Below are 24663 nucleotides of genomic sequence, written 5' to 3'. Positions count from 1 at the left end.
GGCGCTCGCCCGCGCCGTCGTCTTCGAGCCGCGCATCCTGCTGATGGACGAGCCCTTGTCGGCGCTCGACAAGAAGCTGCGCGAGCAGATGCAGATCGAGATCCGCCAGCTCCACGAGCGGCTTGGCATCACCACCGTCTACGTCACGCACGACCAGCGCGAGGCGCTGACCATGTCGGACCGGGTCGCCGTCATCGACCAGGGCCGCTTCGCCCAGATCGACGTGCCGGACCGTCTCTACGAGCGCCCGGCCAACCGCTTCGTCGCCGATTTCGTCGGTGAGTCGCACTTCCTGCCGGTCACGGTCGCGGGCGGGTCGGTCCGGCTCGGCGGCCGGACGCTGCGGCTCGCCGACGGCGTCCCGCTGCCCGCCGGTCCGGCACTGCTGGTCGTGCGGCCGGAGAAGCTCGATATCCTGGACGACGCGGGCGACGGGCTGAACCGCATCGACGGGACCGTCGAGGGCTCGGTCTACCAGGGGGAGAGCTTCCTGCTCCAGGTGCGGACCGCGGACGGCGCCCACATCGCCATGCGCCAGCCGACCCGGCGGGCGGCGCTGCGCCGGCTGCCGCAGCCGGGCGAACCGGTGGCGCTCGGCCTCCATCCCGACGACACGATCCTGGTCGCCGCCGAGGCGGTGCGATGAGTGCGGGTGCCAACGAGGCCGCGCTCGCCCGCGCCGAGCGGCGGGAGGCACGGGGTCTCTTCCTCCTCTGCTCGCCGGCGGTGCTGCTGATCGGCCTCGTGATCTTCCTGCCGATCGGCTGGCTCTTCGCGCTCTCGTTCCAGAACGAGCAGGGCGCCTTCACGCTCGACCACTATGCCCGGATGCTGCATCCGGCCTACACCCGCAGCTTCCAGACGACGCTGGAGCTGAGCTTCCTCGTCACCGGCATCTGCTGCCTGCTGGGCTATCCGCTGGCCTACCTGATGAGCCAAGTTCCGAAGGCCTGGCGGGCGATCATCTTCGTCTGCGTGCTCTTCCCGTTCTGGACTTCGCTGCTCGTGCGGACCTACGCGTGGCTGGTGCTCCTGCAGCGCCGCGGCGTCGTCAACAGCTGGCTGCAGGACCTCGGGCTCGTCGACCAGCCGCTGCGCCTCGTCCACAACTTCACCGGCACCGCGATCGGCATGACCCAGATCATGCTGCCCTTCATGGTGCTGCCGCTCTATGCCGCGATGACGGCGGTCGACCGCGACTACGTCAAGGCGGCCTCAAGCCTCGGCGCCTCACCGATCAGATCCTTCTGGCAGGTGTTCTTCCCGCTGACCCTGCCCGGCCTGCTCGCGGGCATCGTGCTGGTCTTCGTCCTCTGCCTCGGCTTCTACGTCACCCCGGCGGTGCTGGGCGGCGGACGGGTGCTGATGTGGTCGATGTCGATCGAGCGGTCGGTCGCGGTCTATTCCGACTGGGGCGCGGCGAGCGCCCTCGGCGTCGTGCTGCTGGTGGTGACGCTCGGCATCCTCTGGATCATGAACCGGCTCTTCGGGGTCGGACAGGCGATCGGCGGCCGGTGATGGCCGACCCGGTCTCGGGCGTGCCGATCGGCCGCGGCCGCCGCCTCTGGCTCTATGCGCTGGGGTTCCTGATCCTGCTCTTCCTGGTGCTGCCGACGATCATCGTCATCCCGATGAGCTTCAGCGGCACGCGCTTCCTGCGCTTTCCGCCCGAGCAGCTTTCCTGGCGCTGGTACCAGGCCTATTTCGGCTCGGTCGAATGGCGCGACGCGACCTTGGTCTCCCTCAAGGCGGCCGTGCTGACGATGCTGGTGGCAACCCCGCTCGGCGTCATGGCGGCCTACGGCCTGCACGCCTCGCGCTCGAAGCTGTCGCGGCTGGTCGAGACGGCCTTGATCGCGCCCCTGATCCTGCCGCTGATCCTGGTCTCGATCGGGGTCTTCTTCCTCTATGCCCGCATCGGCCTCAACAACACGCTGACCGGGCTGGTGCTGGCCCATGTCTGCCTTGCCATGCCCTTCGTCTTCGTGACGGTGCTGGCCGGCCTCAAGGGCTACGACATGAACCAGGAGCGGGTGGCGCGCAGCCTCGGCGCGTCCCGCCTCGTCGCCTTCCTCACCGTCACCCTGCCGCAGGTGCGGTTCTCGGTCTTCTCGGGCGCACTCCTCGCCTTCATCACCTCGCTCGACGAGGTGGTCGTGGCGCTCTTCATCAGCGGCGGCGAGAACGCGACGCTGACCCGCCGCATGTTCACCGCGCTCCGCGACGAGATCGATCCGACGGTGGCTGCCATCTCCTCCCTGCTCGTCGCCCTCACGCTCACCCTGCTGGCGCTCGGCCTCGTCTTCGGAGACCGCCGCACCGGCGCGCGATAGGACCCACCATGACCGCCTCGCTTCCCGCCCGCGCCGACGTCGTCATCGTCGGCGGCGGCATCATCGGCTGCTCGATCGCCTACCACCTGACCAAGCTCGGCATCCGCGACGTGGTGCTGCTGGAGCGCCGCCAGCTCACCTGCGGCACCACCTGGCACGCGGCCGGCCTGATCGGCCAGCTCCGCGCCTCGCGCAACATGACCGAGCTCGCGAAATACACCTCCGACCTGCTCTACGAGCTGGAGCGCGAGACCGGGCAGTCGACGGGCTTCAAGCAGAACGGCTCTGTCTCGGTCGCGCTCAACGCCGAGCGCTTCCACGAGATGAAGCGCGGCGCCTCGATGGCCAAGATGTTCGGCCTCGCCGTCGACGTCATCGGGCCGGCCGAAATCAAGGCGAAGTACCCGCTGCTCGACCTCGATGGCGTGGTCGGCGGCGTCTTCCTGCCGAAGGACGGACAGGCGAACCCGGTCGACGTGACCCAGGCCTATGCCAAGGGAGCCCGCATGGGCGGCGCCCGCATCGTCGAGGGCGTCGCCGTCGAGCGCATCCTGGTCGAGGGCGGGCGCGCCGTCGGCGTGCGCACGGCGCAGGGGGAACTGCGCGCCGGGACGGTGGTGCTGGCGGGCGGCATGTGGTCGCGGGCGCTCGGGGCGGCCGTCGGCGTGTCGCTGCCGCTGCACGCGGCCGAGCATTTCTACATCGTCACCGAGGCGCTGGCCGGCGTGCCGCGCGACCTGCCGGTGCTGCGGGTGCCCGACGAGAGCGCCTACTACAAGGAGGACGCCGGCAAGATGCTGGTCGGCGCCTTCGAGCTGGTCGCCAAGCCCTGGGGCATGGACGGGATCCCGGACGATTTCGCCTTCGACAGCCTGCCCCCCGACATGGACCATTTCGAGCCGATCCTGGAGCGCGCGATCGGCCGCCTGCCGATCCTGGCCGAGGCCGGCATCCAGACCTGGTTCAACGGGCCGGAGAGCTTCACGCCCGACGACCGCTACCTCCTCGGCGAGACGGCGGAGGTGCGCGACCTCTTCGTCGCCTGCGGCTTCAATTCGATCGGCATCCAGAGCTCGGGCGGCGTCGGCAAGGTGCTGTCGGAATGGATTCGCGACCGCCATCCGCCGATGGACCTGGCCGACGTCGACGTGCGCCGGATGCAGCCCTTCCAGTCGAACCCGCGCTATCTCCGCGACCGCACGGTCGAGACGCTGGGCCTGCTCTACGCCATGCACTGGCCCTACCGGCAGGTCGAGAGCGCCCGCGGCACCCGTCGTTCGCCCTTCCACGACCGGCTGGTCGCCGCCGGCGCCTGCATGGGCGAGATGGCGGGGTGGGAGCGTCCCAACTGGTTCGGCGAGCCGGGGTCGCGCCCCGAGTACGAATACAGCTGGGGCCGGCAGAACTGGTTCGCGGCGACGGCGGCCGAGTGTCTCGCGGTGCGCGACCGGGTGGCGCTCTTCGACCAGTCCTCCTTCGCCAAGTTCCTGGTCGAGGGGCCGGACGCACTGGCGCTGCTGAACCGCGTCTCCGCCGCCGACATCGACCGCCCCGTCGGGCGCGTCGTCTACACCCAGTGGCTCAACGCCCGCGGCGGCATCGAGGCCGACCTGACGGTGACGCGGCTCGCCGAGACCCGGTTCCTGGTGGTCACGAGCGGGGCGGCGCAGACGCGCGACCGCGCGTGGCTGGAGGCGCAGGTGCCCGCCCAAGCACGCGTCTTCGTCCTCGACGTCACCTCGGGACTGCCGATGCTGGGGCTGATGGGGCCGCGCTCGCGCGACCTGATGGCCCGGCTGACCGGCGAGGACATGTCCAACGACGCCTTTCCCTTCGCGACCTCGCGCGAGGTCGGGATCGGCTATGCGACGGTGCGGGCGAGCCGGATCACCTATGTCGGCGAACTCGGGTGGGAACTCTACGTCCCGGCCGAGTACGCGGCTCACGTCTTCGACCGGATCGTCGCCGAAGGTGCGGAGTTCGGGCTCGGCCATGCCGGCTATCACGCCATGAACGCCTGCCGGATGGAGAAGGGCTATCGCCACTGGGGCCACGACATCGGCGGCGAGGACGATCCGGTCGCGGCCGGGCTCGGCTTCGCGGTGGCCTGGGACAAGCCGGGCGGCTTCGTCGGCCGCGACGCGCTGCTGCGCATCCGCGAGGCCGGCACGCCGAAGCGCCGGCTGGTGCAGTTCCGCCTCGCCGACGACCGGCCCTCGCTGCATCACGAGGAGCCGGTATGGCGCGACGGCGCCATCGTCGGCAGCACCACGTCGGGCATGTACGGGCACCGCATCGGCGCCTCGCTCGGCATGGGCTACGTGGCGAACCCGGACGGCGTCACCGCGGAGTGGCTGGCCGCGGGCCGCTTCGAGGTCGAGGTGGCGTGGGAGCGGCACGCCGCCACGGCCCAGCTGGCCCCCTTCTACGACCCGAAGGGGGTGCGCATCCGCGGCTGATGCCAAGCCCGGCCTTGCCCCCGACCGCCGTTGCGTCCCCCGCGTGCACGCAGCGCAGCGAAGCGGAACGCGCAGCCGAGGGACGCTGGAGCGGCCGATCCGGTCCGCGTTCCTCGACCCGAGCGGGGCGTCGCCGGACCTGGCATGAGAAGCCGCCTCACGCCACCTTCGGCTGCCGGAGGATGTTCGCCTCGGCGCCGCACAGCAGGGCCTGGGAGACGGCGACCTCGAGGGTCTGCGGCTCGAACGGCTTGGCGACGAGGAAGGCCGGCTCGATGCGCTCGCCGGTCAGGAGGCGCTCCGGATAGGCGGTGACGAAGACGACCGGGACCGACAGCATCTCCAGGATGCGCGCGGCCGCGTCGATGCCGGTGCTGCCGTCCTCGAGCTGGACGTCGGCCAGCACCAGCGACGGCTTGCGCGCCTTGGCGAGGGCGATCGCCTGGTCCGAGGTCGCGGCGACGCCGATCACGTCATGGCCCATGTCCTTGAGGATGCCGGCGATGTCGAGGGCGATGATCGGCTCGTCCTCGATCACCAGCACCTGGGCGCTCGGCTGCGCCCGCAGTTGGTCCCAGGCGCGGTTGAGCATGTCGACCGTCATTTCCTGGGATTCGCCGATGATGCGGGCGACCTCCGGGATCGGGAAACCTTCGGTATGCGTCAGGAGAAGCACCTGCCGGTTCCGCTCCGAGAGGCCGCGCACACGCTGCGCGACGCCGCGGTCGAGCGGGTCCTCCAGCAGATCGTCGTCGTCGGCGAAGTCGTCGGGCGGCAGCACCAGACGCTCGTGCACCTTGTGGAAGAGCACGAACAGGTCCGCCCGGCTCATCATCTGCGCCCGGTCGCGGTCGGGATCGGCGAGGAGCGCCTCCAGGCAGCCGCGCACGCAGGCATCGCCCGCCGCCTGCGAGCCGGTGAGGGCGCGCGCATAGCGGCGCAGGTAGGGCAGGTGGGCGGCGACGGAGGCTCGTCCTGGGTCGGTCATGGTCGATGGTCCCTGCGCTGAGTGGGCGGTTCGCGGGTCGGGCGTCCGAGGGGAAGGGGCGCTTGCGGCTCCAGGCCGGACGGCAGGCCGGCCGCCGCGCCCCGCCGCGCAGCCGATCCCCCGATGGCGTGAACCCGTCGCATCCCGTTGCGGGAACGCGGCCCGCGGCGCAGGGTTCCCGTCAGGCGACGACTTTTCGCTGGCGCAGGTCGCCGATGGCATGGTCCGGCAGGCGGAGGATGCCCGCCAGGATCTCGTCGGTGTGCTGGCCCAGCGCCGGTGCCGCCAGTGCCGGCAGCCGTTCGACGGCGGCGAAGTCGAGCGTCGCGCGCGGCACCCGGTAGCTCCCGATGCGGGGCTGGTCGACGATGCCGATGAGGGGGTTGTCGGTGCTGGCGCGCGGATCCTCGGCGAGCAGTTGCCCGATGTCCTGATAGGGACCCCAGAGCACGTCCCCGGCGGTGAAGGCCTGACGGACCTCCTCCAGCGTCCGCCGCGCGATCCACGGACCGAGCACGGCGGCGATGCCGTCGCGGGCGAGGAAGCGATCGCCTTCCTTCCGGAGGTCGACCTCGTAGAGCTGCTCGACGAGCGCGAACTTGGCGGCGAGCCCGGTCGTCGCGACCAGAGCCGACCACTGGCGTTCGCTGATCGCCGCCACCATCACCCGGCGGCCGTCGGCGGTGGGGAAGTCGCGGCCGAAGGCGCCGTAGATGTCGTTGCCGCAGGCGCGGCGCGCGGTGCCGTTGATCTCGGCCTCGCCGATCATGCCGAGCGCGCCGACGACCGCCAGGCCGACGTCGAAGAGCGGCAGCCGGATGAGCTGCCCCTGGCCGGTCGCCTGGCGGTGCCGTTCGGCCGCGAGCAGCCCGACGCAGGCGGTGAGGCCGGCGGCGACGTCCCAGCCCGGCATGACGTTGTTGACCGGCTTGGCGGCGCCCTCGGTCCCGGTGATGGCGGGAAATCCGACGGCGCAGTTGACCGTGTAGTCGACGGCCGAAGAGCCGTCATGGGCGCCGACCACGTTCAGCATGATGAGATCGGCACGACGTGCCTTCAGCCGCGCGTAGTCGAGCCAGCCGGTGCCCGGGAAGTTGGTGAGGAACAGGCCGGAACCGGGACCGTCCGCGGTGATGAGCGCCGTCGCCAGTTCTCGGCCCTCGGGCGAGCGCAGGTCGATGGCGATCGAGCGCTTGCCCTTGTTGAGGCCGGCCCAGTAGAGGCTCTCGCCCGACTCCGTCACCGGCCACCGGCGATGGTCGATGCCGCCGCCGATCGGATCGAAGCGGATGACGTCGGCGCCGAGCTGCGCCAGCGTCATGCCGCCGAGCGGCGCCGCGACGAAGGCGGAGCCCTCCACGATCCGCAACCCCGACAGAATCCCCGCCATTCCGCCACTCCCTCGCGTATCCGCCCAAGATTCTTCGGGATCGGACAGAACCGATCCGGCCGCTGCGACGACCGATCGGTGATCGTCGCTCGGGAGGGATGGATGGCATTTCCCGCGGAGTCTTCCAATCCCGCATTCGCGTCGCTGCCGCCGGGACTGCAGTCGGCCCTGGTCGGCGAGGGGCCGGTCGTCCGCTATGCCGCCCGGCTGGCGGCGGGCGCGCCGCTGCTGTTCGTCTCGGCGAACGCGGTCCTCTGGCTCGGCTCCCTGCCCCGGCGCGGCCGCGGCTGGTCCGGCTTCGTCCATCCGGAGGACCGGCGGCGCTATGCGCAGGCCCTGCGCCGGGTCGCCGAGGCCGGAACGACCGAGGTCGAGTACCGTCTTCTCGGCAGCGACGGGTCCATCTGGGTGCGCGACCGCCTGATCGCGGCCGACGACGGGTTCGCCTCGACCGTCGTCGACATCACCCGCGAGCGGCAGGCCGAGGCGCGGGCTGCCGATGCGACGGTGCTGATGTCGGCGATGCTGCGCTCGGCGCTCGACGCCGTCGTCACCGTCGGGGAGGATGGCCGCGTCGTCGAGTTCAATCCCGTGGCCGAGCGCATGTTCGGCCGGGCGCACGCCGAGGCCGTGGGAACGCGGTTCTCGGACCTGGTGGCCGCCGATGCCGGCGGGCCGCTCGACGATGCCGCCGTCTCCCGGTGGCTGCAGGGCATCCCCTCGGCCGGCACCGCCCGCCGCCTGCAGGTGACGGCGCGCCGCGGCGGCGGCGGCGAGTTCCAGGCCGAACTGACGATCCTCGCGGTGCGCCTCGACGGCGGCACCCTCTTCGTCGCCGAGTTCCGCGACATCAGCGGGCGGGTCGCGGCCGAGCGCGAGCGCGAGCGTTCGGTGCAGCGGCTTTGCGAGGCGATCGACCGGCTGCCCGCGGGCTTCACCATCACCGGCCCCGACGACCGCATCGTGCTGTGCAACGAGGCCGCCGCCCAGGCCATGGGGCGCCCGGTCGAGGAGATGATCGGCAAGAAGCGGCGCGAGCTGATCGCCAAGTCCATCCCGATGCTCTCGGCCGTGGACGGCTGTGCGTTCGACGGCGCCCCCGGGGAGGCGGCGCGCCTGATGCAGCGCCTGTGTTCGTTGGATGGCGACTCGATCGAGCTGCAACTGAAGAGCGGGGCGACGATGATCGTCGGGACCTCTCGCCTCTCGGACGGCAGTCTGGTGTGCGTGCGCACCGACGTGACCGCGATCCGCCAGGCCGAGCGGGCGGTGCGCGACAGCGCCGAACTGCTGCGCAAGGTCCTGGAGGCCAGCCCGGTCGCGATCAAGATGACGCGCCTGTCCGATGGCCAGATCATCTACCAGAGCCCGGCCTCGCGCAGCCTCTACGGCGGCCGGCCGGATGGCGCTCCGGCCTATGCCCGCGACGCGTTCGTCGATCCCGCCGACAGCGATCGGCTCAAGGCGCGGCTGCTGCGCGACGGTCTCGTCGACGGGTTCGAGGCCGAGCTGCGGCGCGGCGACGGCGTGCGCTTTCCGGCCGCCATCTCGGCGCGGACGATCGAGATGCATGGCGAGCGCATGGTCGTCGGCTGCACCTTCGATCTCAGCGAGCGGCACGCGGTCGAGGCGGAGCTGGCGCGCCAGCGCGAGGCCCTGCACCAGAGCGAGAAGCTGGCCGCGCTGGGCGAGCTGCTCGCCGGGGTCGCCCATGAGCTCAACAATCCCCTCTCCGTGGTGGTCGGCCAGGCGCTCCTGCTCAAGGAGACCTGCGGCGATCCCGCGCTCGTCCAGCGTCTCGGCCGGCTGGAGCGGGCCGCCGACCGCTGCGTCCGGATCGTCAAGACCTTCCTCGCGATGGCGCGCCGCCGGCCACGGCGGTCCGAGAGCCTGTGCCTCAACCAATCGATCCGCGAGGCCGTGGAGGTCGCCGGCCACGCGCTGCGCTCCTCGGGAGTGGGCGTGCGGATGCGGCTCGCCCGCGACCTGCCGGCGATCCTGGGCGATCCCGATCAGCTGGCCCAGGTCCTGACCAACCTGATCTTCAATGCCGAGATCGCGATGCGCGAGGTGGCGGGCGACCGCCTGCTGACGCTGACGACGGCGGTCGCGGAGGGTGGACGCGCGGTCGTCCTGACGGTTCGCGACACCGGTCCCGGCGTTCCGCCCGAGCTCCGGGCGCGGGCCTTCGAGCCGTTCTTCACGACCCGCGGCATCGGCAGCGGCACCGGCATCGGGCTCGCCTTCTGCCACCGGGTCGTCGAGGGCCACGGCGGCCGCATCACCCTCGACGGCGGCCGTACCGGCGGCGCGGTGTTCACCGTCCGGTTGCCGGTCGGCGATGCCGCGCCGGCGACGCCGGAGACCCCGGCGGTGGAGCCGGAACCGGCCGGTCGGCGGGTGCTGGTGATCGACGACGAGGTCGACGTGGCGGACGTGCTCGCGGCGATGCTGCGGCGGCAGGGCGACCGGGTCGAGACCGCCATGTCCGGCGGCGACGCGCTCCTGCACCTGCGGCGGGGCACCTTCGACCTCGTCCTCAGCGACCTCCGGATGCCGGGACTCGACGGCGAGACGCTCTACCGCATCCTCGCCGAGGAGCAGCCGGAGACGGTGCGCCGCCTCGGCTTCATCACCGGCGACGCCATGGGCAGCCGGGCCCAGCGCTTCCTCGCCAGGAGCGGGCGGCCCTACCTGGAGAAGCCGATCACCCCGGCCGACCTGTCACGTCTCGTCGCTGCGATCGGCGGCGGCGCCGCCGGTCCATGACCGCCGCCGCCAGCATCCTCGTCGTCGACGACGAGGCGGACCTGCGGGAGACGGTCGCGGACTATCTCCGCCTGCACGGCCTGGAGACGCGCGCGGCCGACGGCGGCGCGGCGATGCGGCGGATGCTGGCGGCGGCGCCGGTCGACCTCGTGGTCCTGGATGTCCGCATGCCGGGCGAGGACGGCCTGTCGCTGGCGCGGGAACTGCGCTCGACCAGGGATGTCGGCATCGTCATGGCGACCGCGGTCGGCGACATCGTCGACCGCGTGGTCGGGCTCGAAGTGGGTGCCGACGACTACGTCGCCAAGCCGCTCGACCTCCGCGAACTCCTGGCGCGCGTCCGGGCCGTGCTGCGGCGGCGCGGCCGGTGCGGCGCCGGCCGGATCGATCCGGCCCCGCCCGATTCGGGTGGGCTCGGGTCGGCCCCCCGTGCGGGCACATTGCCGACCGTGCGCTTCGGCCGGCACGAGTTCGACCCTGCGGCCAGCGAATTGCGCTGCCCGGAGGGACGGGCGATCCGGCTCACGCGCTCGGAATGCGACCTCCTCGGCGCGTTCGCCCGCAATCCCAACCGGGTGCTCTCGCGCGACGAACTGCTCGGGCTCGTCCACGGTGACGAGGCGGACTCCTTCGATCGCAGCATCGACATGCGCATCGCCCGCATCCGCCGCAAGATCGAGGTCGACCCGGCCCGGCCGGCGGTGATCCGCACCGCGCGCGGCGCCGGCTACATCTTCGCCTGCCCGGGCGCAGCCGATACGGGACTGTTACCCGACTGAAACACGAATCCCGCGCCGCGTGATCGGCCGGAAACCGGGCGTCGCTATTCCTCCCAGCCGTCGAACGCCGGCCTGTCGCCGGCGCCACCGGAGAGACGGGATGGATACGATGCACATCACGACCAGCGACGGTGCGCGGATCGGCTACGACGTCAGCGGCCGGGGCCCCGCCATCGTCTTCCTGCACTGCACCGCCGCGTCGCGCGGGCAATGGTCCGAACTGCGGCGGGCCTACGAAGCGCGGTGGACCACGGTCGCGATCGACCTCCATGGCCATGGCGACAGCCATCCCTGGCACGGCCGCCGCGGGCTGCGTCTCGCCGACGAGGCGGCTGCCGTCGCGGCGGTGCTGGCCCGGCTCGACGGACCGGCGCATGTCGTCGGCCATTCCTACGGCGGCGCCGTCGCCCTCAACCTCGCCCTGTCGGGCGTCCCGCTCGCCTCCCTGACCCTGGTCGAGCCGGTCGCGTTCCACCTCCTGCGCGACGGCACCGCGGCGACGGCGTCGCTCGTCGCCGAGGTCGCGACGATCGCCGGGGCCGTCGCGGACGGCGTCCGGTCCGGCGACCACGCGGCCGCCATGGCGACGTTCGTCGACTACTGGAGCGGCGCCGGGACGTGGGCCGCCATCCGCGAGGACCGGCGGCCCGCGGTGGCGGGCATGGCGCCGGCCGTCGCCCTTCATTTCGGGGCCGCGATGGGCGACGCCACCCGGCTCGCCGACTGCGCCCGGCTCGACGTGCCGACCCTGGTGCTCGCCGGCGACCGGACCAGGGCGCCTGCCGCCGCCATCGCCAGCCGCCTCGCGGGCGCCATTCCCGGCTGCCACGCCCGCATCGTCGCGGGTGCCGGACACATGCTGCCGCGAACCCATCCCGATCCGTTCCTGCGGGCGCTGGGCGCCCACCTGGAGCGTGTCATCGCCGGCGCGGAGGAGGCCCGCCTCCCCGCCGTCGCCTGAAGCCCGGGCCGTCCCCCCAACGCACCGATGGAGACCCCCATGACCACGACCTCGAAGCACGCCGCCACGCTCGCGATCCATGCCGGCTTCCGCAAGGATCCGGCGACCAACGCCGTCGCCGTGCCGATCTACCAGTCGGTCGCCTTCGACCTCGAAAGCACCGACCGCGCCTCGAACCTCTTCGCGCTCAAGGAGTTCGGGAACATCTACACGCGCATCGCCAACCCGACCTCGCAGGTTCTGGAGGAGCGGATGGCGGCGCTGGAGGGCGGAGCCGCCGCGATGGCGGTCAGCTCCGGCCAGGCGGCGACCGCGATGGCGCTGCAGAACATCGCCCATGCCGGCGACAACATCGTCAGCTCGACCGACCTCTACGGCGGTTCCTGGAACCTGCTCTCCAACACCTTCCGGAGCATGGGGATCGAGGTCCGCTTCGTCGATCCGGCCGACCCGGAGAATTTCCGCCGGGCGACCGACGCGCGGACCCGCGCCTACTACGCCGAGACCCTGCCCAACCCGAAGCTGCAGGTGTTCCCGATCGGCGAGGTGGCGCGCATCGGCGAGGCCGTGGGCGTGCCGCTGATCGTCGACAACACGGCGGCGCCGCTGATCTGCCGGCCGTTCGACCACGGCGCCCACGTCGTCGTCTATTCGGCGACCAAGTATCTCGGCGGGCACGGCACCTCGATCGGCGGCATCATCATCGACGGCGGCCGCTTCGACTGGGAGAAGCACGGCGAGCGCTTCCCGATGCTGACGCGGCCCGACCCGAGCTATCACGGCGCGGTGTGGACCGAGGCGGTGAAGCCGCTGGGTCCGGTCGCCTACATCATCAAGGCGCGCACGACCCTCCAGCGCGACCTCGGCTGCCCGATGAGCCCCTTCAACGCCTTCCAGTTCATCCAGGGGCTGGAGACGCTGGCGCTCCGGATGCGCGAGCACTGCCGCAACGCCGACCGGGTGGCGGAGTGGCTGGCCGGCCGTCCCGAGGTGGTGCGGGTGATCCACCCGAGCCGCTTCACGGGCGAGCAGAAGCGCCGGGCCGAGACCTACATGACGGGTGGCCTGGGCGGTCTCGTCGGCTTCGAGCTGGCCGGTGGCCGGGAGGCGGGGCGGCGCTTCATCGATGCGCTGGAGCTGTTCCACCACGTCGCCAACATCGGTGACGTGCGCTCGCTGGCGATCCATCCGGCCTCCACCACGCACTCCCAGCTCACCCCGGAGGAGCAGCGGGCGACGGGCGTCACGGACGGCTATGTCCGCCTGTCGGTCGGGATCGAGCACATCGCCGACATCCTGGGCGACCTCGACCGGGCCATGGCCGCCGCCGGCCAGCCGGCCCTGGCCGCCTGATCCGGCCGCGCGGGGGGCGGTCCGAGGGGACCGCCCCCTCCTTCATCCGGGAGTTCGAGCCATGGCCATCGTCCTGTCCGAGGGGCTTCCCGCTGCGGCGGCGCTGCGCGCGGAAGGTGCCGCCGTCGATCATGCGCTCGACGGCGGCCGTGCGCTCCGCGTCGTCCTCGTCAACCTGATGCCCGATCGCCAGACCACCGAGACCCAGTTCGCGCGGCTGCTCGCCGCATCGCGGCACCGCGTCGCGATGCGCCTCGCCTTGCCCGACGGGATGCCGGCGCGCGACAGCGACCGCGACCATGTCCGCCGCCACTACCGACCCTGGTCCGAGGTCGCCTCGGACGGCATCGACGCCGTCATCGTCACCGGCGCGCCCGTCGAGCGCCTGCCCTTCGGCGACGTCCGCTACTGGCCGGACCTCGTGCGCATCCTCGACTGGGTGCGGGCCCGCGCGCTGCCGTGCTGGTTCGTCTGCTGGGCGGCCCAGGCCGCGCTCTGGCATCACCATGGAATTCCGAAGCGGCCGCTCGCCGACAAGGCCTTCGGGGTCCACGTCCACCCGATCGAACGGCCCGGAGCGGGCCTCCTGGCGGGGCTCGGGCGCGAACTGGTGGCCCCGGTCTCGCGTCACACCCGGACCGACGCCGCCGACCTCGCCGGCCGGCCGGCGCTGCGGGTGCTGGCGGCGCGCGACGATACCGGCCTCTGTCTGGCCGACGAACCCGGCGCCGGGGCCGTCTACATGCTCAATCATCCAGAGTACGACGCGGACACGCTGCGGCGGGAGTATCTGCGCGACCTCGCGTCGGGCCGGCCCGTCCGGGCGCCCGAGAACTATTTTCCCAACGGCAATCCCGCCGCCGACCCCGTCGCCTACTGGCGGCCGCAGGCGGTGCGGCTCTTCCAGAACTGGCTCGAACAGGTGGCCGATCGGCGCTACGGCCGGCCGGCGAAGAACTCCTGCATCGTCCGGTCGACGAAGGCGACATCCTCCGCGCGCCGGAAGGAAGCCGCCATGTGACCCTCGGGGGAGGGGATCTCGACATAGCGGGCCCGGGGGATCGCGGCCGCGGCGGCGCGGGCGGCCGCGATCGGGTTGTAGAGGTCGTTGTCGGCGGCGAGGATCAGGGTCGGCGCCGCGATCCGTCCGAGGGCGCCGGCGAAGGTGCCGTCGCAGCCGGGGGTGGCGGCGACGTCGTGGGCGTCGTAGGCGTAGGTCTGGTAGATCCAGTCGACCGCCTGGACGCCGCTGCTGCGCATCGCCTCGGCGCGCTCCGCCAGCATGCCGGGCACCGCGGCGGGATCGGTGCCGTCGGCTTCGAGCGCGGCGGGGGTGCGGCCGGCCAGGACCTGCATGACCGCGACCCAGCCGTCCCAGCCGCGGGTGACCGTGCCGTCGGGCCAGCCGGGGTCGGCCATCAGCGCCGCACGTGAGGCGGCATTGACCGCCACCGACCAGGCGGTGGTCCGCGCCATCGGCACCATGGCGACGATCCGGGCCATCCGCTGCGGGTGGCTCACGCCCCATTGCAGCGCCTGCATCCCGCCCATCGAGGCGCCGACGACGGCCTGGAGCCGTTCGATGCCGAGATGGTCGACGAGGCGCCGCTGGCTCTCGACCATGTCGCGGATCGTGAAGCGCGGGAAGGCGAGGCCACGCTGGCTGCGGCTGGTGCTGGGCGAGGTGGTGAGGCCGTTGCCGATGGCATCGACCGCGACGATGCAGTGGCGTGCCGGATCGAGCGCCCGACCGGGGCCGATCCACGCATCGAGCCGATGGTGGGTGCTGCCGATCGCCGAGAGGGCGAGCACGACGTTCGAGCGGTCGGCGTCGGGCTGCCCGTGGGTGACGTAGGAGAGGCGGAAGTCGCGGATGACCTCGCCGCTCTCGAGAGGCAGGTCGCCGAGCTCGAGCGACTCGTGCGGCCGGTCGATCCAGCCCGGCTGCAGCGGCGGGTGGCGGAACTCGGTCATTGCGGGAACTCGATCACCGTCCGCACCGCCTCGCCGCGGATCATGGCGGCGAAGCCGACATTGATCTCGTCCAGGCCGATCCGCATGGTGATGAGCTCGTCGAGCTTGAGCTTGCCGGCGAGGTAGAGGCGGGCGAGCCAGGGGAAATCGCGGCGCGGCCGGGCGCCGCCGTAGCTCGACCGGGTGATCCGCTTCTCGCCCATCAGCGAGCCCCAGCGGAAGGCGACGTCGCGGTCGACATTGACCTTGCCGAGCCAGACGAGGTCGCCGCCCGACCGGGTGATCTCCGACGACAGGCGGTAGGCGTCGACATGGCCGGCGCTCTCCAGCACGCAGTCGGCGCCGCGGCCCTGGGTCAGTTCCTTGACGCGGGCGACGACGTCCTCCTCGCCGGCGCGGACGAGGTGGGTGGCGCCGAACTCGGTCGCCATCGCCAGCCGCTCCGGGTCGCGGTCGATGGCGATGATGCGCTCGGCCTCCTGGAGACGGGCGCCCTGGATGGCGTTGAGGCCGACCGCCCCGCATCCCAACACCGCCACCGTCGAGCCGGCCGGGATGCGGGCGATGCGGGCGGCGCCGCCGACGCCGGTCATCACGCCGCAGCCGATCAGGCAGGCGCGGTCGAAGGGGATCTCCTTCGGCACCGGCACCGCCCCGGTCTCCGGCACCACGCAGTATTCGGCGTGGGAGGAGACGACCGAGAAGTGGTGCAGCTTCTGCCCGCCCACCGTCATCCGCGACGTGCCGTCGAGGAGGTGGCCCTGCGGCTGGTGGCGCGAGAAGGGCTCGCACAGGATCGGCTGGCCGCGGTCGCAATAGTAGCAATGGCCGCAGCTCGGGTTCCAGGAACAGACGACGTGGTCGCCCGGCCGGACCAGCGTGACCTCGGACCCGACTGCCTCGACCACGCCCGCGCCCTCGTGCCCGAGGACGATGGGCAGCGGATAGGCGAGCTGCCCCTGGATGACCTCGAGGTCGGTGTGGCAGAGGCCGGATGCCCGCATCCGGACCAGCACGTCGGTCGGCTTGAGCCCGGTGATCTCGACCGTCTCGATGGACAGCGGCGCGTTGACGCGGTGCAGGACGGCGGCGCGGAACTGCATGGCGGCCCTCAGTTCAGGCCGGGCAGCCAGAGGGCGAGCCCGGGGAAGACGATGATGACGGCGATGGCGATCACCTGGAGGATGATGAACGGCCACAGCGCCGAGAAGATCTCGTTGAGCGATATGTCGGGCGGCGCCACGCCCTTGAGGTAGAAGGCGGCAGGGCCGAACGGCGGCGACAGGTAGGAGACCTGCATGTTCATGCAGAAGAGCACGCCGAACCACACCGGGTCGTAGCCCAGCGCCTTCACGATCGGGACGAAGATCGGCATCGTCAGCAGGCAGATGCCGATCCAGTCCATCAGGCAGCCGAGGACGAAGAGGATCGCCATCATGATGAAGATGATGACGATGGGGGCCACCGGCAGGCCGATCATCAGCTTGCGGATGAAGGCCGGTCCGCCGGCGAGGTTGTAGACCCCGATCATGGCCGTGGCGCCGAACGACACCCAGAGCAGGATGCCGCAGGCGGTCATGGTCTGGATCAGCACGTCCTGGATCATCGGCCACGAGAGTTCGCGCCGCAGGGCGGCGGCGATGGCGGTGCCGACCACGCCCATCCCGGCCGCCTCGGTCACCGAGGCGATGCCGGTGTAGATCGTCCCCAGCACGCTGGCGGCGATCAGCATCGGCAGGGCGATGCTCTTCAGCATCGCCAGCTTCTCGGAGAGCGGAATGTTCCGCTCCTCCGGCGGCGCCGGCGGTCCGAGCTTCGGGTTGATGTGGCAGCGGATCAGGATGTAGGCGATGTACATCCCGGCCATCATCAGGCCCGGCAGCACGGCGGCGGAAAAGAGGTCGCCGATCGAGACGTTGACGGTGAGCCCGTAGATCACCAGCACGACCGAAGGCGGGATCATGCTGCCGAGCGAGCCGCCGGCGCAGATGGTGCCGATGGCGAGCTTGCGGTCGTAGCCGAGCCGCAGCATCTGCGGCAGGGCGACGAGGCCGAGCAGGACGACCTCGCCGCCGATGATGCCGGTCATCGCCGCCATGATGGTGGCGGCGATCGTCGTCTGGACGGCGAGCCCGCCCTTGAGGCCGCCCGCCCAGACATGCATGGCCTTGAAGAGGTCGCGGGCGACGCCCGACCGCTCCATCAGCGACGCCATCAATATGAACATCGGTACCGATACGAGCACGTACTCGTTCATGAACGAGTAGATGCGGCTCGATACCAGGAGCAGGCTGGGCAGGCCGAAGAGCCCGAGGCCGAAGGCGACGGCGATGATGCCGGTGACGAAGGCGAGCGGGAGGCCGAGGAGCAGGAGGACGATCATCCCCCCGAACATCGCCACCGTGACGAGCTCGATGCTCATCGGCTCAGCTCCGTCCGAGGCGGCGGACGGCGCGCACCAGCCGGTCGAGCGCCAGTACCGCCATGAGCAGCGAGCCGGCGGCGAGCACCGACTTGAGGAAGGCCGGGATCGGCACGTCCCAGGCGCGGCCGCTGGTTTCCATGAGCGCGACCGAGCGCTGCGCCTGGAAGAAGGCGGCGTAGGTGAGGGCGACCAGGAAGGCGAGCGTCAGCAGGGCATGGAGCACGTCCAGCAGGGCCCGTGTCCGCGGCGACATGTTGTCGTAGAGGCTGGTGATCCGGATGTGCTGGTCGTTCACCATCGCGTAGGCGCCGGCGAACACGAACGCGGTGGCGCAGAGCGCGATCGTCATGTCGTGGACCCAGATCGTCGGGCTCGACAGGCCGTAGCGCATCACCACCTCGTAGGCGGTGAAGATGACCGCGACGCCGTAGACCCAGCTCAGCTTGAGATTGAAGACGGTCGTCGCGCGCCCGATCGGGTCGCCGCGTCGGCCGGCCGGATGATGATCGCTCATGCTCGCCTCGGCGAAAATTGGGGGCGGACGGCCTGCCGCCGTCCGCCCCGGATGCATCCGCCCGGATGGGCGGTCAGTCGAGGAGCTGCAGGCGCTTCAGGAAGGCGACCTGGCTGTCGTAGACCTTCTTGGCCATCGGGCTCTTCTTCGACCAGTCCGACCACGCGGCCTCGGCGAGCTTGCGGAACTTGCGCCGCTCCTCGGCCGACCAGTTGACGAGCTCGATGCCCTGCGCCTTGGCGGCCTCGGCCACCTTGTAGTCCTCGACCGCGACCCGCTGGATCATGTCGCGGGCGAAGTCGCGGGTCGCGACCTCGAGCATCAGCTGGAGGTCCTTGGAGAGCGCGTTCCACTTCGGCATCGCGACCGCGATCTCGGCCGACGGCATCGAGTGGAAGCCCGGATAGAGCGGATACGAGGCGATCTTGTGGTAGCCCAGATCCTGGTTCATGCCGAGCGTGCCCCAGTCGGTCGCCTCGATGACGCCGCGCTCCAGGGCGGTGTAGACCTCGCTGCCGGGGAGGGTGACGACGCCGGCGCCGGCGCGCCGCCAGACCTCGGCGCCGAGCCCTTCCGGCACCCGCATCTTGATGCCCTTGAAGTCGGCCAGCGTCCTGAGCGGCTTCTTCGCCGGGACCGACTCCACGCCCCACCAGACCGGGCCGACATAGTGGATGTCGAACTTCTTGTAGATCTCGCGCGCCAGTTCGAGTCCGCCGCCGTACTCGAACCACATCTGCATCTGGTAGGGGTTGTCATAGCCGCCGTTGAGGTCGCCGATCAGCGCCAGCGCCGGCTCCTTGCCCGAGAAGTAGGGCCCGCCCGACTGGTGGGCGTCGAGGATGCCGTTCTGCATCGCATCCAGCGTCTCGGTGTAGGCCACAATGGTGCCGACGGCGAGCGCCTCGATGTCGAGCCGGTTGTTCGACATCGTCTTCACGCGGGCGCAGAAGTCTTCGAAGACCTTCTGGTTGATCGTGCCCGCCTGCCACATGGACTGCATCTTCCATTTCGTCGCCGCCTGCGCCCGGGCGGGCGTCGCGGCGGCGGCGGTGGTCACGGCGGCGGCGCCGGCCAGGGCGCCGAACTTGCGTCTCGAAAGCATGGTGGTTCCCTCCCAGGAGTGAGCTTGGCGTCGTATGGCGCCGGACGGCTTACATGCCGGCGGCTTTGGCGAAGGCCGGCCGCTTTTCGGCCCCCGCGTAGAGGATCTCGACCTGCTTGGCGATCATCGCCGCATGGTAGGCGACGGCGTCGGGGTGGAACTCGCCGGCCGGTGTCGGCTCGAGGTCGAAATTGCCGTAGCGGTCGGTGCCGCGGACCAGCGTCGCGCTGTCGCGAATGCCGGACAGCTGGCGGATGCGCGTCGGGATGTAGCGCACGGCAAAGCCGATGCGCGGACCGGCGCTCGTGTTGGGTTCCGACCCATGCACGATCTTGACGTGGTGCAGCGACATCTCGCCCGGACGCAGCACGACGTCGACCGCCTTCGACTGGTCGACCTCGACCGCGATCTCCTGGCCGCGGCTCAGGAGATTGTCGCTGGCGAAGGTGTCGGCGTGGGGAAGCTGTTCGGAGCTCTGGGTGCCCGGGACGACCCGCATGCAGCCGTTCTCCGGCACCGACTCCGAGAAGGCGATCCACGCCGTGATGACGTCCGATTCCGACAGGCCCCAGTAGGTGGCGTCCTGGTGCCAGGAAACGAAGGTGCCATCGCCGCCGCGCTTGGTGAAGAAGCCCGCACCCCAGCACAGGAGGTCGGGGCCGAGGATGTCCTCGACCGGGTCGAGGACGGCCGGATGGCGGATCAGGTCGTTGAGCCACGGCACCAGCAGGTGCGGCTTCATGTTGGTCTGGCGCGAGAGCTTGCCGCCCTCGCGCCGTTCCAGCGCCTCGAGACGGCCGCGGTAGCCGGCCATCTCGGTTTCGGAAAAGACGCGGATCGGGAACAGGATGCCGTCGCGGTGGTAGGCCGCGACCTCCTGCTCGGTCAGTCGTTTCGGCATGGCCGGGTCTCCGGGGCAGGGATCTGGATGAAGGGCGGGGTCAGCCGCGGACGACGTTCTCGAAGCTCGTCGTCTGGGTGCCGGCGTAGAGGATGGCCGCCTGTCGCTCGGCCGCCGCCTTGTGGGCGGCGAGCGCCGCCGGCGAAAGGTCGGCGTCGGGGGCCGGCTCTGGCACGAAATTGTGGAAATGGTCGACCCCGCGCACCAGGACGGCGCCGTCCTTGGGGCCGATCACCTGGCGGACGTGGGTCGGGATGTAGCGGATGGCGAAACCGATCCGCCGGTCGTCGGAGCGGTTCGGCTCGGACCCGTGGAAGATGCGGACATGGTGCAGCGACATCTGGCCCGGCTCGAGCGTCATGTCGACCGCCTGCGACTCGTCGACCTCGACCGCCAGTTCCTGGCCGCGCGTCAGCAGGTTGTTCTCGTCGTAGGTGTCGGTGTGCGCCACCTGCTCGCCATGGCTGCCCGGGATCACCTTCATCGCCCCGGAGGCGATGGTGCTCGGGCTGAGCGCGACCCAGGCGGTGATGATCTCCGGCTCCGACAGCCCCCAGTAGGTCGAATCCTGGTGCCAGGAGACGAAATGCGGATCGTTCGCCTCCTTGATGAAGAAGGAGGAGGACCAGCACAGCAGGTTGGGTCCGAGGATGTCCTCGACCGCGTCCAGGATGCGCGGGTGATGCACGAGTTCCCACAACCACGGGAAGAGCAGGTGGGACTTGTGCCGCAGGGCGCCGCGCAGGGGGGCGCCCTCGCGGGCCTCGAAGGCCTCCAGGCGGCCGCGGCAGGCGGCGGCCTCGGCCGGCGTCATCACCGGGATCGGGAACAGGTAGCCGTCGCGGCGATAGGCCGCCACCTGCTCGGGTGTAAGCGATTTCGGGTGCGGCGTCGGCCGCTCGGCGATCAGGGACATGCGCGCTTCGCTCCGGGAAGTTAGCGCTGTCATCGCAGCGCCGCTGCTTCTTGGACGCAAGCCTAATCTCTCGACCGGCTCGTGGGAAGTCCCAGGAATATATCAGTCGCGGCGCAGGCGTCGCCGCGGCATCAGGGTGATGACGAGCGCCGAGCCGATGCAGGCCAGCGCGGCCAGTTCGTGCCAGCCGACGGCCTCGCCGACCACGGCGGCGCTGCTGCCCAGCCCGATGACCGGGACGGCGAGCGTGCCGATCCCGGAGACGGTGGCGGGCAAGGCCGCGACCACCCGGAACCAGGCGAGATAGGCGGCCGCATTGGAGATGAAGGCCAGGAAGGCGACGGCGAACCAGCCGCGCGCCGGGATCGCGCCCCAGTCGGTCGAATAGTCGGTCAGCAGCCAGATGACCACCAGCGGGACGACCCCGACCAGGAGCTGCCAGCCGGCGAGCACGCCGACGTCGACGCGCCAGATCCGCCGTTTGAGCAGGATGGTGCCGAGGCCGAAGGCGAAGGCGGCCATCAGGGTGAGGGCGGCGCCGGCCGGTGCATTGGCGAGCTGCGACAGGTCCTGGCTCATCAGGATCGCGATTCCGAGGACGCCCAGGCCCAGCGCGGCCATGTGGTGCGGCGCCGGCCGCTCCTTGAGGAAGAGGGTGGCCAGGATCGCCGTCCAGATCGGCATCGTGTAGATCAGCAGCGCCGTGCGGCCGGGACTGAGCAGCAGGACGCCGTAGGTCATGCCGATCTGGAACACCGACATGTTGACGACGGCGGTGACGACGAGGTCCCGCCAATGGTCGCGCGGAACCCGCAGCGAGCGACCGAAGAGCCGGGCCTGGCCGAGCAGGAAGACGCCCGCCAGCAGCATCACGACGCAGCGGCTGCCCCACGGGTCGATATGGTCGAGCGCGATGCGCATGACCGGGTAGCTGAGGCCCCAGCTCAGCCAGACGACGGAAAGCAGGGCGTAGGCGACGAGCGGGATGCGGCCCCGCATCGGGGCGGGCGCGGCCATCGGCCGGCGCTCAGGCGCGCGGCAGTTCGGCGGCGAGCCGCTCCATCGCGGCACCGGGGCTGGTCAGCACCGGCACCGTCACGCTGCCGGCCGGCAGCGCCTCGACGGCCCGCGCCATCGAGGCCTGGGCCAGCACGACGACATCGACCGCGGGCAGGATGCGCCGGAGCGCGGCTGCGATGGCCGCGTCGTGGCCGTCGCGGTCGCCGCGCTGCAGGGCCTCGAAGGCGCCCTGGCAGACGTCATCGCGGATTTCGACCGCACGTCCGGCCAGCGCCGCGCGCCGCGCGACGAGGTCGCGGGTCGGCTCCAGGGTCGAGGAGAGCGTGGCGAGCACGCCGATGCGCTGGCCGGTGGCGACCGCGCGGTCGGCCATCGCCTCGTCGATGCGGAAGAGCGGCACCGGGCAGAACGGTCGCGTTGCGTCGACCGCGGGGCCGATCGACGAGCAGGTGACGAGCACCGCATCGGCCCCGGCGTCGACCGCCGACCAGACATGCCCGGCGACCCGCCGCATCGTCGTCTCGGTCAGGCGGCCGCTGCGGATCGTGTTCCGCAACAGGCTCTCGTCGACGATGTTGAACGTCTCCCAGCCCGGCAGGCGCTCGCGCGCGAGATCGGCGAAGGTCGGCACGAGGCCGGGCACGGTGTGCACGAAGGCGAGCTGCTTCGCCATGGCGATGGGACCTCGGGGCTGGCGGGGACGGCCGCGGGTGGGGAGGCTGGCCGCGCGAGCCTATCCGAGCCCGATCATCTCCGCCACGTTGTCGCCGAGGATGCGGTCCTTCTCGGCCGGGGTCAGGAACTCGCAGTAGCGGCGGACATAGTCGAGCGACTGCCTGTAGGTGCAGAAGCGCTCGACGTTCGGCATGTCCGAGCCCCAGACCAGCTTGCCGGCGCCCCAGCGGTCGCGCATGCCGCGGATCAGCGCCTGCGCCTCGGGATAGGGATAGTCCCAGACGCCGCCCCAGCTGATGGGGAACATGACCTCGACCAGGACATTGTCACGCGCGTAGGTGCGCTCGACCTCGGCCGGGAAGTCCCAGGCGCCGCTCCGGGCGAAATGGCCGACCGGCGGTCCCATGACCAGCAGCCAGCGCAGGCCGGGATAGGCGGCGATGACGCGGTCGAGCGCGGCGAGGTTGGCGATGAAGCTGGCGCGGTCGTAGTCGGGCGTGCTCGACAGCTCGATGAAGACCGGCAGGCCGTAGCCCGCGATCTTGTCCCAGAACGGCCGGAAGTCGGGATGGTCGACGTTGCGCACGTAGCCGTGTCGCGACATCTCGTGGGCGTAGTAGAGGCCCTTGAGCCCGAGCTTCGTCACCGCGCGATCGACCTCGGCCAGCGTCTCCGGCCGGTGCGCCGTCGCCTCGTCGATGTTGAGGAGGCCGGTGAAGCGCGAGGGGTACTGGCTCTGGGCGAAGGCGTTGTAGTCGTTCATCGCGCCATAGCCGCCGCCGGCCTGGAGCACGATGTGGTCGACCCCGGCCACATGCATCTGGGCGATCATCTGCTCGGGCGGGCAGACGATGTCCTGCATGGCGACCGGCATGTACTGGACGTAGTAGTCCTCCCCCTCCCACGTGAAGGCGAGCTGGCCGTGCTGGCCGACCCGGAAGCGGACGTCGGTCAGTCCCGCCCAGGTGTTGTCCTCGGGCCGGAACAGCATCGTCGGCCTGATCTCCTGGCCGTCGCGGGCGCGGAAGGCGCGGGCGGCGGGCCGGGTCACGACCTTCTGCAGGTACTTCAGATGGATCTCGGTCGAGGGGTGCCCGCACGGGCCGTCCCAGTGCTGGAACACATGGGCATGGCAATCGACGATCATGGCCGCCAGGGGGTGGGAGGAGGGACGTGGAGGAAGGGCGGGGCCCCGCGAGAGGGCCCCGCGCCGGCCGGGTCAGGTCAGCTTCGCCATGTGGTGCTGGAAAAGGCGCTCGACCTCGCCGTTGACCACCATGAAGGTCGAGAAGAAGTCGAGGAACGCCTTCCACTCGGGGTCGCCGTAGCGGATCATCCAGGTGTTCGGCCGCTTGTCGAAGGGGTTCTCCGGATCGACGGCGTAGGCCCAGTTGGCGTTCCGCTTGGCAAACAGGATGACGTCGCTGTCGCCGGAGATCCAGAGGTCGGCCCGCTTGGCGCGCACCGGCTCGGCGCCCAGCGTCACCTGGCCGGTCGTGGTGATGACCTTGGCCTTGGGGAAGAGGGCGGCGATGCGGCCTTCCTCGCTGGCGCCGGTGGTGACCGAGATCGTCACCGACGGGTCGTTGAAGTCCGCCGCGGTCTTGAAGCGCCCGGCATTGTCCTTGTGGGCGAGGCAGAGCGTGCCCTTGGAGTAGAGCGGCCCGACATAGTTGACCGTCATCGCGCGCGCCATGGTGTAGACGGCCGACGACCCGAACAGGTCGAAGTCGCCGCGGCGCAGGCCGACGGTGGCGTTGGCGAAGGTGACCTCGCTCCACTCGACCTTGATCTGCATCTCGCCCGCGAGGCGCTCGACGCAGTCCTTGTAGATGCCGCCGAGCTCGCCGGTCTTGGCGTCCTTGTAGAACCAGGGGCCGGTCTGGGCGTAGCCGGCCTTGAGCACGCCCGCCTTGCGGATCTTCGCCAGCACCGAGTTCTCGCTGATGCCGGTGTCCAGCATCTGGGCGTGCGCCTCGCGGATCGAGCCGGCGCCCGCCAGCAGCCCGGCGGCACCCGCCGCCGCGCCGGCCATGGCGACGCCGGTCAGTAGACCGCGCCGTCCGCTGTCGATCTGATCGCTCATGCTTGCCTCCTGTTC

At 71.1% G+C, this 24663-nt stretch carries 22 protein-coding genes; 9 read left to right on the top strand and 13 right to left on the bottom strand.

All coding sequences use genetic code 11. From position 1 onward, the window contains the following. The 4 genes from ACE3Q3_RS02705 to ACE3Q3_RS02690 form a co-directional block, all read left to right on the top strand. Nucleotides 1-646: ABC transporter ATP-binding protein (locus tag ACE3Q3_RS02705; protein ID WP_374441430.1), on the top strand; the 646-nt coding region annotated here is incomplete at its 5' end. Continuing rightward, nucleotides 643-1518 carry an ABC transporter permease gene (locus ACE3Q3_RS02700; RefSeq protein ID WP_374441427.1) on the top strand — a complete coding sequence of 292 codons (876 nt, stop codon included), beginning with the start codon at nucleotides 643-645 and terminating at the stop codon, nucleotides 1516-1518. The genes ACE3Q3_RS02705 and ACE3Q3_RS02700, both read left to right, overlap by 4 nt. Beyond that, on the top strand, nucleotides 1518-2333 hold the full coding sequence (locus ACE3Q3_RS02695) for an ABC transporter permease (protein ID WP_374441424.1): 816 nt from the start codon (nucleotides 1518-1520) through the stop codon (nucleotides 2331-2333). The genes ACE3Q3_RS02700 and ACE3Q3_RS02695 overlap by 1 nt, the downstream gene beginning before the upstream one ends. Before the next feature lie 8 nt (nucleotides 2334-2341). Beyond that, a complete protein-coding gene (locus tag ACE3Q3_RS02690; protein WP_374441420.1) occupies nucleotides 2342-4792 on the top strand; it encodes an FAD-dependent oxidoreductase in 2451 nt (816 codons plus the stop codon). 157 nt (nucleotides 4793-4949) lie between these two features. On the opposite strand, the gene ACE3Q3_RS02685 is transcribed toward ACE3Q3_RS02690, so the two are convergent. Then, complete coding sequence (locus ACE3Q3_RS02685; protein WP_374441417.1) at nucleotides 4950-5780, bottom strand: response regulator; 831 nt, start codon at nucleotides 5778-5780, stop codon at nucleotides 4950-4952. 181 nt (nucleotides 5781-5961) lie between these two features. Continuing rightward, on the bottom strand, nucleotides 5962-7170 hold the full coding sequence (locus tag ACE3Q3_RS02680) for a CoA transferase (RefSeq protein ID WP_374441414.1): 1209 nt from the start codon (nucleotides 7168-7170) through the stop codon (nucleotides 5962-5964). A 102-nt stretch (nucleotides 7171-7272) separates the two neighbouring features. Between ACE3Q3_RS02680 and ACE3Q3_RS02675 the strand changes: the two genes are divergently transcribed. From ACE3Q3_RS02675 to ACE3Q3_RS02655, 5 genes are all read left to right on the top strand, one after another. After that, nucleotides 7273-9939 (top strand): PAS domain S-box protein, encoded by a 2667-nt coding sequence (locus ACE3Q3_RS02675; protein ID WP_374441412.1) that lies wholly within the window; start codon nucleotides 7273-7275, stop codon nucleotides 9937-9939. Next, nucleotides 9936-10718, top strand: a complete 783-nt coding sequence (locus ACE3Q3_RS02670) for a response regulator (protein ID WP_374441410.1) — start codon at nucleotides 9936-9938, stop codon at nucleotides 10716-10718. Before ACE3Q3_RS02675 ends, ACE3Q3_RS02670 begins: the two co-directional genes overlap by 4 nt. A 100-nt stretch (nucleotides 10719-10818) precedes the next feature. Continuing rightward, nucleotides 10819-11679: an alpha/beta fold hydrolase gene (locus ACE3Q3_RS02665; protein WP_374441407.1), complete on the top strand. Its 861-nt coding sequence runs from the start codon at nucleotides 10819-10821 to the stop codon at nucleotides 11677-11679. A 39-nt stretch (nucleotides 11680-11718) separates the two neighbouring features. Continuing rightward, entirely contained in the window at nucleotides 11719-13032 is a 1314-nt protein-coding gene (locus tag ACE3Q3_RS02660) for an O-acetylhomoserine aminocarboxypropyltransferase/cysteine synthase family protein (RefSeq protein WP_374441405.1), read from the top strand. A 61-nt stretch (nucleotides 13033-13093) separates the two neighbouring features. After that, nucleotides 13094-14053 carry a homoserine O-succinyltransferase gene (locus ACE3Q3_RS02655; protein ID WP_374441402.1) on the top strand — a complete coding sequence of 320 codons (960 nt, stop codon included), beginning with the start codon at nucleotides 13094-13096 and terminating at the stop codon, nucleotides 14051-14053. On the opposite strand, the gene ACE3Q3_RS02650 is transcribed toward ACE3Q3_RS02655, so the two are convergent. The 11 genes from ACE3Q3_RS02650 to ACE3Q3_RS02600 all read right to left on the bottom strand — a co-directional run bounded on the left by ACE3Q3_RS02650 (nucleotide 13969) and on the right by ACE3Q3_RS02600 (nucleotide 24648). Continuing rightward, the gene (locus ACE3Q3_RS02650) at nucleotides 13969-15006 is read right to left on the bottom strand and encodes an alpha/beta fold hydrolase (protein WP_374441399.1); all 1038 of its coding nucleotides are present in this window, start codon (nucleotides 15004-15006) and stop codon (nucleotides 13969-13971) included. The two genes, ACE3Q3_RS02655 and ACE3Q3_RS02650, sit on opposite strands and share 85 nt — an antisense overlap. Continuing rightward, on the bottom strand, nucleotides 15003-16109 hold the full coding sequence (locus tag ACE3Q3_RS02645; RefSeq protein WP_374441396.1) for a Zn-dependent alcohol dehydrogenase: 1107 nt from the start codon (nucleotides 16107-16109) through the stop codon (nucleotides 15003-15005). Before ACE3Q3_RS02645 ends, ACE3Q3_RS02650 begins: the two co-directional genes overlap by 4 nt. A gap of 8 nt (nucleotides 16110-16117) precedes the next feature. Next, nucleotides 16118-17428, bottom strand: a complete 1311-nt coding sequence (locus ACE3Q3_RS02640; protein ID WP_374441393.1) for a TRAP transporter large permease subunit — start codon at nucleotides 17426-17428, stop codon at nucleotides 16118-16120. A gap of 4 nt (nucleotides 17429-17432) precedes the next feature. Beyond that, nucleotides 17433-17945 (bottom strand): TRAP transporter small permease subunit, encoded by a 513-nt coding sequence (locus tag ACE3Q3_RS02635; RefSeq protein ID WP_374441391.1) that lies wholly within the window; start codon nucleotides 17943-17945, stop codon nucleotides 17433-17435. A gap of 73 nt (nucleotides 17946-18018) precedes the next feature. Beyond that, nucleotides 18019-19050, bottom strand: a complete 1032-nt coding sequence (locus tag ACE3Q3_RS02630; RefSeq protein ID WP_374441388.1) for a TRAP transporter substrate-binding protein — start codon at nucleotides 19048-19050, stop codon at nucleotides 18019-18021. A gap of 49 nt (nucleotides 19051-19099) precedes the next feature. After that, nucleotides 19100-19951: a phytanoyl-CoA dioxygenase family protein gene (locus tag ACE3Q3_RS02625; protein ID WP_374441385.1), complete on the bottom strand. Its 852-nt coding sequence runs from the start codon at nucleotides 19949-19951 to the stop codon at nucleotides 19100-19102. A 40-nt stretch (nucleotides 19952-19991) separates the two neighbouring features. After that, nucleotides 19992-20867: a phytanoyl-CoA dioxygenase family protein gene (locus tag ACE3Q3_RS02620; RefSeq protein WP_374441383.1), complete on the bottom strand. Its 876-nt coding sequence runs from the start codon at nucleotides 20865-20867 to the stop codon at nucleotides 19992-19994. 102 nt (nucleotides 20868-20969) lie between these two features. Next, nucleotides 20970-21884 (bottom strand): DMT family transporter, encoded by a 915-nt coding sequence (locus ACE3Q3_RS02615; protein ID WP_374441380.1) that lies wholly within the window; start codon nucleotides 21882-21884, stop codon nucleotides 20970-20972. A gap of 10 nt (nucleotides 21885-21894) precedes the next feature. Continuing rightward, the gene (locus ACE3Q3_RS02610; RefSeq protein ID WP_374441378.1) at nucleotides 21895-22560 is read right to left on the bottom strand and encodes an aspartate/glutamate racemase family protein; all 666 of its coding nucleotides are present in this window, start codon (nucleotides 22558-22560) and stop codon (nucleotides 21895-21897) included. Between the two features lie 60 nt (nucleotides 22561-22620). Next, complete coding sequence (locus ACE3Q3_RS02605; RefSeq protein WP_374441375.1) at nucleotides 22621-23709, bottom strand: amidohydrolase family protein; 1089 nt, start codon at nucleotides 23707-23709, stop codon at nucleotides 22621-22623. A 72-nt stretch (nucleotides 23710-23781) separates the two neighbouring features. Further along, on the bottom strand, nucleotides 23782-24648 hold the full coding sequence (locus tag ACE3Q3_RS02600) for a substrate-binding periplasmic protein (RefSeq protein WP_374441372.1): 867 nt from the start codon (nucleotides 24646-24648) through the stop codon (nucleotides 23782-23784). Nucleotides 24649-24663: the final 15 nt, after the last annotated feature.

The organism is Allostella sp. (assembly GCF_041913585.1).
Taxonomy (GTDB): Bacteria; Pseudomonadota; Alphaproteobacteria; order ATCC43930; family Allostellaceae; genus Allostella.
The sequence above is the reverse complement of the archived record's forward strand: the minus strand, read 5'-3'. Positions and strand labels throughout refer to the sequence as shown.